Origin of the sequence: Citrobacter freundii complex sp. CFNIH2, assembly GCF_002880615.1 — a bacterium.
Classification (GTDB): Bacteria; Pseudomonadota; Gammaproteobacteria; order Enterobacterales; family Enterobacteriaceae; genus Citrobacter_A; species Citrobacter_A amalonaticus_F.
Genome location: NZ_CP025757.1, coordinates 997,424 through 1,012,843, shown reverse-complemented (window position 1 = coordinate 1,012,843; position 15,420 = coordinate 997,424). Strand labels below are relative to the sequence as shown.

Genomic DNA, 15,420 nt, shown 5'->3' with positions numbered 1-15,420 from the left:
AGTAAGATGGTAAACCTGGTGATAGTCTCTCATAGCGCCCGCCTCGGTGAGGGGGTGGGCGAACTGGCGCAACAGATGTTAATGGGCGGCGACTGTAAAATAGCCATTGCCGCCGGTATCGACGATCCGCAAAACCCCATCGGGACCGACCCCATCAAGGTGATGGAGGCGATCGAGTCTGTTGCTGATACCGATCACGTGCTGGTGATGATGGACATCGGCAGCGCCCTGCTCAGTGCAGAAACGGCGCTGGATCTTCTCGACCCGACCATTGCCGGTAAAGTGCGGTTGTGCGCCGCACCGCTGGTTGAAGGGACGCTGGCGGCAACGGTGAGCGCCGCCGCGGGCGCGGATATCGAAAAGGTCATCGCCGATGCGACGAACGCCCTTGAGGCCAAGCGCGAACAACTGGGTTTACCCTCTTCGGCTTCTGAGACCCGCATGACTCCGGTCTTTAGCGAACCGGACGCGGCGGCAAAATCGGTGTCCGTGGTGATCAAAAACCCCAACGGTTTGCACATTCGTCCGGCGTCCCGGCTTGTGGCAACGCTGTCGGCCTTTGACGCGGATCTGCTACTGGAAAAAAACGGCAAGTGCGTCACGCCGGATAGCCTTAATCAGATATCGCTGTTGCAGGTTCGCTGTAATGACACGGTCCGTCTGCTGGCAAGCGGAGCGCAGGCGGATGACGCGCTGGCCGCGTTTAGCCAACTGGCTGCGGAGAACTTCGGTGAATCGCTGGACGATGCGGCGGTTACCGCATCATCGACGGAGGCGATCACGGGCAGCGCGTTCTGTTATACGCCAACGCTGCCGCCGGTTCGACAAGCGTCCGATCTCAGCCCCGTTGCAGAACAGGCACGACTGCGTAACGCGCTGGATCTCACGCTGCTCGATCTGATGACGCTGCTCACCCGCATGGAAGAAAACTGGCCTGGTGATCTGGCGGCCATTTTCTCCGGTCATCATATGTTGCTGGACGATCCGGAGCTGTTTGATACCGCCTGCGGGATCCTGCGTAGCGAACACTGTACCGCGGAATATGCCTGGCAGCAGGTGCTGAGCAACCTCAGCATGCAATATCGGCAACTGGATGATGCCTATCTGCAGGCTCGCTATATCGATATCGACGATCTCCTGCATCGTACGCTACGTCATTTGTTGCAAAGCCCGCTGACGTTACCTGATTTCACCGCACCAGCCATCCTGGTCGCCGACAATCTGTTTCCTTCAACGGTGCCGGAACTCGACCCGAACGTAGTGAAAGGTATTTGTCTGCGGGAAGGCAGTCCTCTCGCGCATGGCGCCTTGATCGCCCGCGAGATGGGCATCGCCTGGATATGCCAACAGGGCGACGCGCTTGACGATGTGCAGACGGGCGAGCGGCTGTCCGTTAATGTGGCGGAAAATCGCGTCGTCAGGGAAAGGAAAACCCTGTAACGTCGCAAAAAAGGAGGGGTAACAACGCGCCGGGGGCGATCCTGGACTACGATTTTCTCATGGTAGATACCGTTGTTCGGTACGCACTAAGGAGATGAATCAATGCATACCCCTGCTTTTTGCACGTCTGGTTCGCTGTCATGGGTCATAAAATTAGCGGTTTCCGGCACCCTTCTGTCCTTCTCTTCACTGTCAGTGCACGCAGAAGAGATGCCGGTTACCCCGCCGCAACCGCCGGATATTTTGCTCGGCCCGCTGTTTAACGATGTGCAGAATGCCAGACTGTTCCCCGACCAAAAAACCTTTGCCGATGCCGTGCCTAACAGCGATCCGCTGATGATCCTCGCGGATTACCGGATGCAAAAAAATCAGTCCAGTTTCGATTTACGCCACTTTGTGAGCGTCAACTTCACGTTGCCAAAAGAGGGAGAAAAATATGTTCCGCCGGAAGGACAATCGCTGCGTGAACATATCGACGGACTGTGGCCAGTATTGACCCGCTCTACCGAAAGCGCGGGAAAATGGGATTCGTTGCTGCCGCTGCCTGAACCTTACGTGGTGCCCGGCGGGCGCTTCCGGGAAGTTTATTACTGGGACAGCTACTTCACCATGCTGGGACTTGCCGAAAGCGATCACTGGGACAAAATTGCCGATATGGTGGCGAACTTTGCCTGGGAGATTGATGCCTTCGGTCATATCCCCAACGGCAACCGCACCTACTATCTGAGCCGCTCCCAGCCGCCCTTCTTCTCCCTGATGGTGGAACTGCTGGCGCAGCATGACGGCGACGATGCGCTGAAAAAGTACCTGCCGCAACTGCAAAAAGAGTACACCTACTGGATGGAAGGCGTAGAAACGCTGCAGGCCGGTCAACAGAATAAACGGGTGGTGAAACTGGATGACGGCACCATTTTGAACCGCTACTGGGATGAGCGGGATACGCCGCGACCGGAATCGTGGGTTGAGGATATCGCCACGGCAAAAAGCAATCCAAACCGTCCGGCCACCGACATTTATCGCGATCTGCGCGCTGCGGCGGCATCCGGCTGGGATTTCAGTTCGCGCTGGATGGATAACCCACAACAGCTCGGCACGCTACGGACCACCAGCATCGTTCCGGTCGATCTTAACGCGCTGCTGTACAAGATGGAAAAAATCCTCGCGCGCGCCAGCAAAGCCGCGGGGGATGAAGCAAAAGCCAGCCAGTACGACACGCTGGCAAACGCCCGACAGAAAGCGATTGAACACTACCTGTGGAATGACAAAGAAGGCTGGTATGCGGATTACGATCTGAAGAGCAAGCAGGTGCGTAATCAACTGACCGCTGCCGCCCTGTTCCCGCTGTATGTCAACGCGGCCTCGAAAGATCGCGCCAGTAAAATGGCCGCGGCCACTCGCGCGCATCTGTTGCAGCCGGGCGGTCTTGCCACCACCTCGGTGAAAAGCGGACAGCAATGGGATGCGCCAAACGGCTGGGCGCCGCTGCAATGGGTCGCCACCGAGGGCTTACAGAACTACGGGCAGAATGACGTAGCAATGGAGGTAAGCTGGCGATTTCTGACCAACGTGCAGCACACATACGATCGCGAGCAAAAGCTGGTGGAAAAATATGACGTCAGCAGCACCGGAACCGGCGGTGGCGGCGGTGAGTATCCGTTACAGGATGGTTTTGGCTGGAGCAACGGCGTCACGCTGAAAATGCTCGACCTGATCTGTCCGAAGGAAAATCCGTGCGACAGCGTGCCGGAAAAGCGTCCTGTAACTAGCCAGACCTCCACCGAACCGACACAAAAACAGGCAACGCCGTAATAGCCGACGCCTGACCGGCCTGGAAATACCAGGCCGGTTTTCGCTTCACGCGATCAGAAACGGTAGCTTGCCCCGACCTGAACCGTGCGGTCACGACCAATCCAGCAGTTGGTGCTGTCGTAGCAACTGAAGGTTTCTTTATTGGTGATATTCTGCGCGCTGGCTTTTAACGTCACGCCGCGCAATGAAGGCAGCACCTCACCTAACTGATATGACACGGCGAGATCGTACTGCGTTGTTCCTCCCAGCTTACCACTCTTGTTATCCGGCGCGATTTCCATCGGTCCGGTATAGCGCGCCCCAGCGCCCATTGTTAGCCCGCGCAGTACGGTCGCATCGAAGGTGTAATCGCCCCACAGATTAAACGCATTCTCCGGCACTTGTGTCGGGCGTTTGCCTTCGTATGTTTCGTCTTCAGTATTGATCGCATGGGTGTAGGCGTAGTTGGCAATCAAGGTGACGTTGTCACCTGGTCGGCTAATCACCGACAGTTCCGCGCCTTTTGATTCGATCTCCCCGGTCTGCCGATAATCCCAGGTTGGCGTGGCGGAAAGAACATTCTTCTGACGGATGTTAAACACCGATGCCGTCAGCGTGGTCGCGTAATCGGCCAGCAGGTATTTCACCCCGCCTTCCAGCTGTTTGCTGGTTGTCGGCTTCACCTCTTTCGACGTCAGCGTGCCCTGTGGTGAAATCGGTTTGAAACCTTCGGAATAACTGATAAACGGTGAAATACCGTTTTCAAAGGCATAAAGCGCGCCAAAACGTTTGGTCACCCGGTCCTGTGAGATCCAGGTTTTCTCATCATTTTGCAGCGCATCGGTCGTCGTTGACCGGTAATCGTCATAACGCAGGCTGGCCAACAGATTTAAGCCGCCAAATGCCACCTGATCCTGCAGGTAGTAGCCATTTTGCTGATAAGAAAGGCGGTTTTTCTGTGCGGTGTACAACCCCAGATCGGCGGTATGCACCTGATGGAAATCCGGGTCGCGCATGTCGATTCCCGGCGTGGCGCTGGCGTAACGGTAGAAGTAATGGCTGTCGAGTTTCTGATAATCAAAACCGGCCAGCAGATGGTGCTGCCAGTCGCCCAGCGTGACCGTCTTCGTCACCTGGTTGTCGATGTTGAAACTCTTCAGATCTTCATCGGTGGTATAAGCAAAGCGGTCCAGCATCCAGACCGGGTTTGTGCCATTACCGGTTGAATAGACGCTGCGCTGGTGCGTATCGACATCAAAATAGCGCGCCTGCTGACTGAATCCCCAACCGCTGTCAAATTCATGTTCGAAATGATAACCCACCATCCACTGACGCTGCTTAAAGCCACTCCACTCATCACCGGCGTAATCACGACGATCGGCATAACCCGAGCGCAAATAGGCAATCGGTAACGGGTTCGATGGCGACAACGACGGTGTATTTTGCACCAGCGCATCCAGCGTCAGGCGCGTTTTTCTGTCTGGTTGCCAGGTGACGGAAGGCGCCAAAAGATAGTCTTCATAACGGGTGGTGTGCGGTTGATCGTCGCCCTCTGTCGCCTTGCCCAGCAGACGGTAATTCCAGTCGCTGTCGCTGATTTTGCCGGTGGAATCCAGATAGCCTTCTTTCAGATTTCGCGTACCGGTATTAAAGCCTATCTCCGTTTTTTGCTCAGCCTGCGGTTTTTTGCCCTGTATATTCACCATCCCCCCCGGCGAACCGTTGCCATACAGCACAGAGGCGGGCCCTTTCAGAATATCGACGCTTTCCACCAGCAGCGGGTCGATACGTGCTTTGGTATTACCAGTGACGTTGTACGGCAACTGCAAGCCGTTGTAGTACTCCTGATCGACAGAGAAACCGCGAATCTTGTACTCGCTCATATAGGAGGTATTGCCGCGCACTTCTGTCGATACCCCAGGCGCATAGCGCAGGATCTCGTTGACGGAATTCGCATGCCGCAACGTGATCTCGTGATTATCGATGGTATTAATCACCTGTGGCGTTTTACTTTCCGGGACAGCAGATTTGGTGGCACTGTTAGTCCAGGCAGGCAGCAGGCTCTCCTGACCTGTCGCTGAAACGACAATGATCGATTCGTTGGTGTCCGCCGCATAGGACAATGTGGTCAGAGCCAGTGAAATACAGCCAGAAAGCGCGCAAAGTCGAAAGCAAGAAGTTGTCATAGTGAGAATAATTATCAGCTTAAATTGGAATGCTAATTATTCTCATTTCAATGGGTAAATCAAGAGAGGAATTGAAGGGGAATGTCGATAAAAACACGGCTCCCGCAGGAGCCGTATTGTTAATCGCGGCGTACAAGCCGGAATACCACCAGCACCACAATGGCGCCCACCACAGCGACCAGGAAACTGTGGAGGTTAAAACCACTGATCGTGCCGCCAATACCAAACATGGTCGCCAGCCATCCGCCCACTACGGCACCAACGATACCGAGAATACAGGTCAGGATGAATCCGCCGCCGTCACGTCCCGGCATGATCAATTTGGCGATAACACCGGCAATCAAACCAAATACAATCCAGGCAATAATTCCCATGTTCAGACCCTCTTTTCAGGGAAACCACACGCAACAGATTCTTGCGCTTGTCCGTTAAGTATAGGCAACCCCTTGATCCTCGTTGTTTCCGCGAGACTGAATTATTTGTCTTTGGTAAAAAAAATCACGCGTTTGTATTAAGTTCTCCTGCGTCTTGCCGATAACCGTTCGATAGACTGTCAGGCATCCAGGAGTCATTCCGCGTGAGTCATTACAATGAGCAGTTCCTGAAGCAAAATCCGTTGGCGGTGTTGGGCGTTCTTCGCGACTTAAACAGCAACCAGGTACCGTTGCGCGTCTCCTGGTCCGGCGGACAATTTATCAGCAAGATCCTTGACGTCTCGGCCGAAAGACTGGTGATGGACTTTGGCAGTCAGCAAAAAGAAAACCTCGCCGTGCAAAAAGCGCGCAATATTACCTTTACCGCCGAAACCCAGGGCGCGAAGGTCGAGTTTACCCTTGAGCAGTTGCAGAGCGGTGAGTATCAGCAGCTTCCGGCCTTTATCACCCCGCTCCCTCCGGCGCTGTGGTTTGTGCAACGACGGGAATACTTCCGCATCTGCGCGCCGCTCCATCCTCCCTACGGTTGTACGGCTCAGATGCCGGATAACAGCACCCTACGTTTTCGTCTGTACGATCTTTCCCTCGGCGGAATGGGCGCGCTGCTGGAAGGCCCGAAACCGTCAGGTCTCACCGAGGGGATGCGTTTTTCGCAGATTGCGTTGGATATGGGGGAATGGGGGATGTTTCACTTTGACGCACAACTGATTTCCGTAACCGAACGCAAAGTGATTGACGGGAAAAACGAGACCATTTCCACTCCCCGCCTGAGCTTTCGTTTTCTCAACGTCGGCCCGGCGGTGGAGCGGGAACTTCAGCGGATTATCTTTTCCCTCGAGCGTGAGGCGAGAGAGAAATCGAACAAAGTGCGCGACTAATTACATCGCATCCAGCGCGCGCTGCAATTTATAGATGTAGCGCGGCGCCTGGGGCGCAGGATGGTTATCCGCGACGTGTTCAACAAATTCATCGGCGCTGAGATCGTTGATTTTGTTAATTGCCTTTTTCCGGTCAGAGGAGAACGTGCGTAGCAGCGCGCCTGCGCCGTTGGCGTAGGAGACCACCAGCGCGTACTGCATCACCTGCGGATCCTCAATGCCGGCGAGCGGGCCGGTCTCCAGAATACTCAGGTAGGCAGCGCCCATTGAGATATTCCGTTCCGGGTTTTTCAGTTCACTGGTCGAAGGCTCGCCACTCCAGCCCATCCGGCGATAAACATCACGCCCGGAGGTTGACGCTTTCAGCTGCATCAGCCCTATCGCATTCGATTTACTGACCGCATTGGGATTCCCGCCCGACTCAATGGCGATAATCGCCGTAATCAATTGTGGGCTAACGCCCCACGCCGCACCGGCTTTTTCGCTGATCGGCATCCATTGCATGGCTCGTTTCACCGGCACTTCCGCGTTCCACGGAGGATTTTTATAATCTTGTTTTGAACTACAGCCTGCAAGCAACACAATAAAAAAAGCAAACCATCTCAATTTCACGTCTTCTGTCCTTATCGCCGGAACGCTTCGTTACTAAAACCACCGTTATAAACCGGATTAGCAAAGCACCCTCCGGCAAAACGTTCTACTATAGGCGGCATGATATACATTTGGTTTCTGTTGTAGCAAGGAATTGCCATGTCCCGGTTTCACTTAATTGCCCCCTCGGGCTATTGCATCAATCAGCACGCGGCTTTGCTTGGTATCCAGCGCCTTAAGGAGGCCGGGCATCAGGTCGATAATACGGCGGTGGTCAGTCGTCGCCATCAACGCTTTGCGGGTACGGATTCGGAGCGTCTGGCGGACGTGAACGGCCTTGCGCATCTCACCGCGCCGGACACTATCGTCATGCCGGTGCGCGGCGGCTATGGGGCGAGCCGTCTACTGGAGCACATTGACTGGCAGGCCCTTGCGGCCCGGCAACAGCGGGATCCGCTGCTCATTTGCGGGCACAGTGATTTTACGGCGATCCAGTGCGGTCTGCTGGCGCAGGGCAATGTCATCACTTTCAGTGGCCCGATGCTGGCGGCGAACGTTGGCGCGCCGGAGCTGAATACCTTCACGCAGACCCATTTCTGGCAGGCATTACGTCAGGCGCAGTACACAGTGGAATGGCAAGGCGATGGTCCGGCCTGTCACACGGAAGGAACGCTGTGGGGCGGTAATCTGGCGATGCTGATTTCGCTCATCGGCACCCCATGGATGCCCAAAATTGAAAGCGGCATTCTGGTGCTGGAAGACATTAATGAGCACCCTTTTCGCGTTGAGCGCATGCTGTTGCAAATGCTTAACGCCGGTATTTTAAATCGCCAGAGCGCCATTGTGCTGGGCAGTTTTAGCGGCAGCGCCCCGAATGATTACGATGCCGGTTACGATCTCAGCACGGTGTATGCGTTTTTACGTGAACGCCTCTCTGTTCCCCTGATCACCGGGCTCGATTTTGGTCATGAGTCGCGAACCGTTACGCTGGCGTTAGGCGCACATGCCGTGTTGCAAAACAGTCAAAACGGTACGCAACTGACGGTCTCGGGTCATCCCTTTCTGAAATCATAAAAAAAAACGGCTGCAGGGCTAAGTAACGCCCGGTTGCAGCCGTTAATATGGTAATGTCAATGCTGAAAAAAAATGGCTAATTGAGGAGTAACCGAACGTTGGACGCCGCGGCAATAATCAGTCTTTTCATTTTGGGGTCCGTCCTCGTTACCAGCAGTATCTTACTCAGTTCATTTTCATCACGCCTTGGCATTCCGATTCTGGTTATCTTCCTGGCAATTGGCATGCTGGCGGGCGTCGATGGCGTCGGCGGTATCCCGTTCGATAATTATCCCTTTGCCTATATGGTCAGTAACCTTGCGTTGGCGATTATTCTGCTTGATGGCGGGATGCGAACGCAGGCCAGTTCGTTTCGCGTCGCGCTGGGCCCGGCCCTTTCTCTGGCGACCGTTGGCGTCCTGATCACCTCCGGGTTAACCGGTATGATCGCCGCCTGGCTGTTTAATCTCGATCTGATTCAGGGGCTGTTGATTGGCGCCATTGTCGGTTCAACGGATGCGGCGGCGGTTTTTTCCCTGCTTGGCGGCAAAGGGCTGAATGAGCGTGTCGGCGCGACGCTGGAAATTGAATCCGGCAGTAATGATCCGATGGCGGTATTTCTGACCATTACGCTGATCGAGATGATTCAGCAGCACGAAACCGGCTTGAGCTGGATGTTCGCGGTCCACATTATTCAGCAGTTTGGTCTGGGCATCCTGCTTGGGCTGGGTGGCGGCTATCTGCTACAGCAGATGATTAATCGTATCTCCCTGCCCGCCGGACTCTACCCGCTATTAGCCCTGAGCGGCGGGATTCTGGTGTTTGCCCTGACCACGGCGCTGGAAGGCAGCGGGATCCTGGCGGTCTATCTGTGCGGTTTTTTGCTGGGCAACCGCCCGATTCGCAACCGTTTTGGCATTCTGCAAAACTTCGATGGTCTGGCCTGGCTGGCGCAGATCGGCATGTTCCTGGTGCTCGGACTGCTGGTGAATCCTTCTGACCTGTTGCCGATTGCTGTTCCAGCGTTGATCCTTTCCGCCGGGATGATTTTCATCGCCCGACCGCTCTCTGTCTTTGTCGGACTGCTGCCGTTCCGCGGTTTTAATCTGCGTGAACGCGTGTTTATTAGCTGGGTGGGACTGCGCGGCGCGGTACCGATCATTCTTGCCGTCTTTCCAATGATGGCGGGTCTGGAAAATGCCCGTCTGTTCTTTAACGTCGCCTTCTTCGTGGTGCTGGTATCACTGGTCTTCCAGGGAACCTCGCTCTCCTGGGCGGCGAAAAAGGCCAGGGTGGTGGTTCCACCGGTCGGTTGGCCGGTCTCACGCGTCGGTCTGGATATTCATCCGGACAATCCGTGGGAGCAGTTTGTCTATCAGCTCAGCGCCGATAAATGGTGTGTCGGCGCGGCGCTGCGCGATCTGCATATGCCTCAGGAAACGCGCATAGCGGCGCTGTTTCGTGACAATGTGCTGTTTCATCCCACCGGCAGCACCCGTCTGCGTGAAGGCGATGTGCTGTGCGTCATCGGGCGTGAACGCGATCTCCCGGCGCTGGGTAAACTGTTCAGTCAGTCACCGCCGGTGGCGCTGGATCAGCGCTTCTTCGGCGACTTTATTCTGGAAGCCAGCGCCAAGTATGCCGACGTGGCGCTGATTTATGGTCTGGATGACGGAACGGAGTACCGCGATAAGCAGCAAACGCTGGGCGAAATTGTTCAGCAACTGTTGGGGGCCGCTCCGGTTGTCGGAGACCAGGTTGAATTTGCTGGCATGATCTGGACCGTGGCCGAGAAGGAAGATAATGCGGTGCTGAAGGTTGGTGTTCGCGTGGCTGAAGATGAGGATGAGTAACGTCGATGTTTTTTTGCCGGGTGACGGCTACGCCTTACCCGGCCTACAAAATGCGCTGACTCACCAGGCCTGATAAGCGCAGCGCCATCAGACAACTCTATAGAAGTTACACCGTCACAACAGGAACGCGCAGCGCCAGCGAACACATCAGCTCATAGCCCACCGTTCCCGCTGATTTCGCCACGTCGTCAATTTTGATCTCCTTACCCCACAGCTCCACCGGCGTTCCAATGCCCGCCTGTGGGCATGGCGTCAAATCCACCGCCAGCATATCCATTGACACCGTTCCCACCGTTGTGGTCCGGACACCGTCCACCAGCATCGGCGTTCCGCTCGGCGCATGGCGCGGATAGCCATCCGCGTACCCCGCCGCCACAATGCCAATGCGCTGTTCGCCTCTGGCAGTATACCGTCCGCCATAGCCGACACGATCTCCGGCTTTCAGCGTCTGCACGCCAATGATTTCACTGTTCAGCGTCATCACCGGCTTCAGTCCGGTATTGGCGATATCGCGCCACTGACCTGACGGCGAAGCGCCATAGAGAATAATGCCCGGGCGTACCCAGTCAAAATGTGCATCGGGATGCCACAGCGTGGCCGCGGAGTTTGACAGCGAACGGCGGCAATCCAGCCCTTCCGCTGCCTGCTCAATGCGCGCCATTGCATTGTGGATCCCGTCAGGGTGCTCAGCGTCGGCAAAGTGCGACATCAGCGTCATTTCACCGACGTTCGGCATCGCCCGCAACTGCTGCCAGACGGTTTGCAGCCGTTCCGGCTGGAATCCCAGGCGGTTCATGCCGCTGTTAACCTTTACATAAACATCCAGCGGCGCTTTCAGCTTCGCATTCTGGATCGCTTTCAACTGCCAGTTGCTGTGAACGCAGGTGGTCAGACGCCAGGTATCGTACCGTTCCAGATCGTCGGCGTGGAAAAAACCTTCCAGCATCAGGATCGGCCCTTTCCAGCCGCGCTCACGCAAGGTGACCGCCTCTTCCAGATTCAAAAGAGCAAAACCGTCGGTGTTGCCCAGCGCACTCCAGATACGTTCTATGCCGTGTCCATAAGCATTGGCTTTCACCACTGACCAGACGCGGGCGTCCGGTGCGGCCTGACGCACAATGCTCAGGTTTTGTTTCATCGCCTGCAGGTCAAGGCTGGCCAGTATAGGGCGGGTCATCTCGCGTCCTTCTTAGTTATGTGCGCCGTGCAGATGTTGGGGACGTGAAGGCGTAAAGCCTGCGTGGTAGCGCGCCACGCTCAAATCGTCATACGGAATAGCAGGCGTGCGACCTGACAGAATATCGCTCAGTAACTGCCCTGAACCACAGGCCATCGTCCATCCCAGCGTACCGTGTCCGGTATTTAATAACAGATTTTTGAAGCGGGTACGCCCCACGACTGGCGTACCGTCCGGCGTCATCGGCCGCAGACCGGTCCAGAATGTCGCCTGTTCAACATGCCCACCGCGCGGGTAAAGATCGCGCACCACCATCTCAAGCGTTTCCCGACGCGGCTGGAGTAGTTCGGTATTGAAACCGACAATTTCCGCCATGCCGCCCACGCGGATGCGCTGGTCAAAACGGGTAATGGCGATTTTGTAGGTTTCATCAAGAATAGTCGAAACCGGCGCGCCGTCCTCTTCCGCCACCGGAATCGTCAGCGAATAGCCTTTCAGCGGATAGACCGGAATATCGACAATCCCTTTCAGCATCGCCGTGGAGTAGGAACCCATCGCCATGACGTACGCATCGGCTTTAACGATCTCATCACCACATTTCACGCCGTAAATCTGTTCGCCTTCGCAAAGCAGTTTATCCACCGGCGTGTTGAAGCGGAATTTGACGCCCGCCTGTTCGGCCATCTGCGCCAGACGCTGGGTAAAGAGCTGGCAGTCGCCGGTTTCGTCATTCGGCAGACGCAAGCCTCCGGTCAGTTTGTGCGCCACTTCAGCCAGCGCCGGCTCGACTTCCGCCAGTCGGCTGGCTTCCAGCAACTGATACGGCACACCGGCATCTTCCAGCACGGCGATGTCGCGCGTTGCGTTCTCATACTGCTGCGCGGTACGGAACAGTTGCAGCGTCCCGCCCTGCCGCCCTTCATACTGGATGCCGGTCGACGCACGTAGCGCTTTCAGGCAGTCACGGCTGTATTCCGCCAGACGCACCATCCGCCCTTTGTTTTCCATGTAGTGGCTGGTGTCGCAGTTGCGCAGCATCTGCCACATCCACTTCAACTGAAACTGTGTGCCGTCCAGACGAACGGCCAGCGGCGCATGGCGCTGGAACATCCATTTGATTGCCTTCAGCGGTACACCCGGCGCAGCCCAGGGCGCGGCATAGCCCGGAGAGATCTGCCCCGCGTTCGCCGCGCTGGTTTCCAGCGCCGGGCCCGGTTCACGATCGATGACGGTGACATCATGTCCAGCCTGACTCAGATACCAGGCGCTGGTCACGCCAACGACGCCACTTCCCAGTATGACAACTCGCATAGCCACTCCGTTAACAGTAACAGTAAAAGAACAATCATCTAATTACATCTTGATAACCCAGATGAAAATATTATTCAACATATGGCTTTTTTATGGTGACACATCTCACATATAGCAGGCAGAACAGTGAACTCTCTGCTTTGGTATCTCCTGCTGTGGGTTATTTTTATCCAGCATAAAATATCGCGACCACCCCACAATCTGGCGAGTCGACCAGCGGAAATCGCAAAGAAAATATTTCTTCACTGACACGGTTTTTAACCGGGTGTTCTATGCTTGAAATGAGGTGCTCCACACAGAGAGTGCCGCCAACAATGAGGGTGCGCGAATGGCTACGATTGATTCCATGAACAAGGACACCACACGCTTGAGCGATGGACCCGACTGGACGTTTGATCTGCTGGATGTCTATCTGGCAGAGATAGACCGGGTGGCGAAACTCTACAGACTGGACACCTACCCACACCAGATTGAAGTCATCACCTCCGAGCAGATGATGGATGCTTACTCCAGCGTCGGGATGCCGATTAACTATCCTCACTGGTCGTTTGGCAAAAAATTCATCGAGACCGAACGACTGTATAAGCACGGTCAGCAAGGGCTGGCCTATGAGATTGTGATCAACTCCAACCCGTGTATCGCATACCTGATGGAGGAGAACACCATTACCATGCAGGCGCTGGTGATGGCTCACGCCTGTTACGGACATAACTCCTTCTTCAAAAATAACTATCTGTTCCGCAGTTGGACCGATGCCAGTTCCATTGTTGATTACCTGATCTTCGCGCGTAATTACATCACCCAGTGCGAAGAGCGATATGGCGTGGACGAGGTTGAGCGATTGCTCGACTCCTGCCACGCGCTGATGAACTACGGCGTTGATCGCTATAAACGCCCGCAGAAAATCTCCCTCCAGGAGGAGAAGGCCCGCCAGCAAAGTCGTGAAGAGTATCTGCAAAGCCAGGTGAACATGCTGTGGCGTACCCTGCCGAAGAAAGAAGAAGAGAAGACGATTGCCGAAGCGCGGCGCTATCCTTCTGAGCCGCAGGAGAATCTGCTCTACTTTATGGAAAAAAATGCCCCGCTGCTGGAGTCATGGCAACGCGAGATCCTGCGCATCGTGCGCAAAGTCAGTCAGTATTTTTATCCGCAAAAGCAGACCCAGGTGATGAACGAGGGCTGGGCCACGTTCTGGCATTACACGATTCTGAACCATCTGTATGACGAGGGGAAAGTCACCGAACGTTTTATGCTGGAGTTTTTACACAGCCATACCAATGTGGTGTTCCAGCCGCCTTATAACAGCCCGTGGTACAGTGGCATAAACCCTTACGCGCTGGGTTTCGCCATGTTCCAGGACATCAAACGCATCTGCCAGTCGCCGACGGAAGAAGATAAGTACTGGTTCCCGGATATCGCCGGTTCCGACTGGCTGGAAACGCTGCATTTTGCCATGCGTGATTTCAAAGATGAGAGCTTCATCAGCCAGTTCCTGTCACCGAAAGTGATGCGCGATTTTCGCCTCTTTACGGTGCTGGATGACGACCGGCATAACTATCTGGAGATCTCTGCCATTCATAACGAAGAGGGCTACCGCGAAATCCGCAACCGCCTCTCGTCGCAATATAATCTGAGCAACGTAGAGCCGAATATTCAGGTCTGGAACGTGGATCTGCGGGGCGATCGCTCCCTTACCCTGCGCTATATTCCGCATAATCGCGCGCCGCTGGATAAAGGCCGCAAAGAGGTGCTTAAGCATGTGCATCGGCTGTGGGGATTTGATGTGATGCTGGAACAGCAAAACGAGGACGGAAGCGTGGAGCTGCTGGAGCGCTGTCCACCCAGAATGAACAGCCTGTAAAACAAAAATCCCCTCATCGCGAGGGGGTTCGTTTTTTAGCGGCCCTGAATGGCTAAATCACCAGGCAGGTTTTTCTGCATCCGGTGCCAGATCTCGCCGCTGTCATGACCGTAACGACGCACCGTTTCGTACACCTGATCGTGCGCGCCCTGCAGGCACAGCTGCGACAACTTATGGTAGAAACCCAGCGCCAGGCTGCGCGCTTCCGGATTGGCAAAATAGTGACGACCAATGCGGGTATACAACCCTTTCATGCCGTTCAGGATCAGGCCATAAATCGGGTTGCCGGAGGCAAATGCCAGACCGCGGAAAATGTTGTAATCGAGATCGGCAAACGCATCGGCGTGATCGGCCACTTCCTGTGCGGTCGCCAGCACTTCCTGCGCTTTGTCAGGATGCTGACGAAACGCGGTGCGAATGAAGATGGTGGAGATGTTGGTCCGGACCGACAGCAGATTGTCGATCAACTGCGGGACGCTTTCGTGATCGAGACGCGCCAGCGTTTCAAGAATATTCAGTCCGGAGGTTTCCCAGAAATTATTCACCTTCGTCGGTTTGCCATGCTGAATGGTCAACCAACCGTCTCGCGCCAGACGCTGCAGCACTTCACGTAAAGTGGTACGTGTCACCCCGATCAGTTCGGAGAGTTCTCGTTCTGCAGGCAAGATAGTGCCAGGAGGGAAGCGGTTATTCCAGATACTTTCAATGATGTACTCTTCCGCGAAACCCGCCGGGCTCTGCGCCTTAATGACCATAGTGAGATTTCCATTACACAGCAAAACATAGTTACACTCATCATACCAGACGGGTTACATGCCCGATAGCAGACACAACGAAGAAAAAGTGGA

The 15,420-nt window shown here is 55.2% G+C and carries 12 protein-coding genes; 6 read left to right on the top strand and 6 right to left on the bottom strand.

Annotation, left to right across the window (positions count from 1 at the left end):
• Positions 1–6 precede the first annotated feature (6 nt).
• Positions 7–1,440, top strand: a complete 1,434-nt coding sequence (gene dhaM / locus WM46_RS05220; RefSeq protein WP_102601636.1) for a dihydroxyacetone kinase phosphoryl donor subunit DhaM — start codon at positions 7–9, stop codon at positions 1,438–1,440.
• Between the two features lie 102 nt (positions 1,441–1,542).
• Positions 1,543–3,249: an alpha,alpha-trehalase gene (locus WM46_RS05215; protein ID WP_102601635.1), complete on the top strand. Its 1,707-nt coding sequence runs from the start codon at positions 1,543–1,545 to the stop codon at positions 3,247–3,249.
• A 53-nt stretch (positions 3,250–3,302) separates the two neighbouring features.
• On the opposite strand, the gene WM46_RS05210 is transcribed toward WM46_RS05215, so the two are convergent.
• Complete coding sequence (locus tag WM46_RS05210) at positions 3,303–5,414, bottom strand: TonB-dependent siderophore receptor (RefSeq protein WP_102601634.1); 2,112 nt, start codon at positions 5,412–5,414, stop codon at positions 3,303–3,305.
• 119 nt (positions 5,415–5,533) lie between these two features.
• Positions 5,534–5,788: a GlsB/YeaQ/YmgE family stress response membrane protein gene (locus tag WM46_RS05205; RefSeq protein ID WP_061077751.1), complete on the bottom strand. Its 255-nt coding sequence runs from the start codon at positions 5,786–5,788 to the stop codon at positions 5,534–5,536.
• Positions 5,789–5,991: 203 nt separating this feature from the next.
• Here WM46_RS05205 and WM46_RS05200 point away from each other — a divergent pair, with 203 nt between their 5' ends.
• Positions 5,992–6,726: a flagellar brake protein gene (locus tag WM46_RS05200; protein ID WP_102601633.1), complete on the top strand. Its 735-nt coding sequence runs from the start codon at positions 5,992–5,994 to the stop codon at positions 6,724–6,726.
• Here the strand turns inward: WM46_RS05200 and emtA are convergent, their stop codons facing one another.
• Positions 6,727–7,338, bottom strand: a complete 612-nt coding sequence (emtA, locus tag WM46_RS05195) for a membrane-bound lytic murein transglycosylase EmtA (protein WP_061077753.1) — start codon at positions 7,336–7,338, stop codon at positions 6,727–6,729. It abuts the gene before it with no gap.
• Between the two features lie 138 nt (positions 7,339–7,476).
• On the opposite strand from emtA, the gene ldcA reads away from it, so the two are divergent.
• A complete protein-coding gene (ldcA, locus tag WM46_RS05190) occupies positions 7,477–8,391 on the top strand; it encodes a muramoyltetrapeptide carboxypeptidase (RefSeq protein ID WP_102601632.1) in 915 nt (304 codons plus the stop codon).
• Positions 8,392–8,489: 98 nt separating this feature from the next.
• Positions 8,490–10,223 carry a potassium/proton antiporter gene (locus WM46_RS05185; protein WP_061077755.1) on the top strand — a complete coding sequence of 578 codons (1,734 nt, stop codon included), beginning with the start codon at positions 8,490–8,492 and terminating at the stop codon, positions 10,221–10,223.
• Between the two features lie 106 nt (positions 10,224–10,329).
• Here WM46_RS05185 and dadX read toward each other — a convergent pair whose 3' ends face one another.
• Positions 10,330–11,400 carry a catabolic alanine racemase DadX gene (gene dadX, locus WM46_RS05180; protein WP_102601631.1) on the bottom strand — a complete coding sequence of 357 codons (1,071 nt, stop codon included), beginning with the start codon at positions 11,398–11,400 and terminating at the stop codon, positions 10,330–10,332.
• Positions 11,401–11,412: 12 nt separating this feature from the next.
• Entirely contained in the window at positions 11,413–12,711 is a 1,299-nt protein-coding gene (locus WM46_RS05175) for a D-amino acid dehydrogenase (RefSeq protein ID WP_044257663.1), read from the bottom strand.
• A 328-nt stretch (positions 12,712–13,039) separates the two neighbouring features.
• Here WM46_RS05175 and WM46_RS05170 point away from each other — a divergent pair, with 328 nt between their 5' ends.
• The gene (locus WM46_RS05170) at positions 13,040–14,572 is read left to right on the top strand and encodes a SpoVR family protein (RefSeq protein ID WP_061077757.1); all 1,533 of its coding nucleotides are present in this window, start codon (positions 13,040–13,042) and stop codon (positions 14,570–14,572) included.
• A gap of 35 nt (positions 14,573–14,607) precedes the next feature.
• Here WM46_RS05170 and fadR read toward each other — a convergent pair whose 3' ends face one another.
• Positions 14,608–15,327 (bottom strand): fatty acid metabolism transcriptional regulator FadR, encoded by a 720-nt coding sequence (gene fadR / locus WM46_RS05165; RefSeq protein ID WP_042318544.1) that lies wholly within the window; start codon positions 15,325–15,327, stop codon positions 14,608–14,610.
• Between the last annotated feature and the right edge of the window lie 93 nt (positions 15,328–15,420).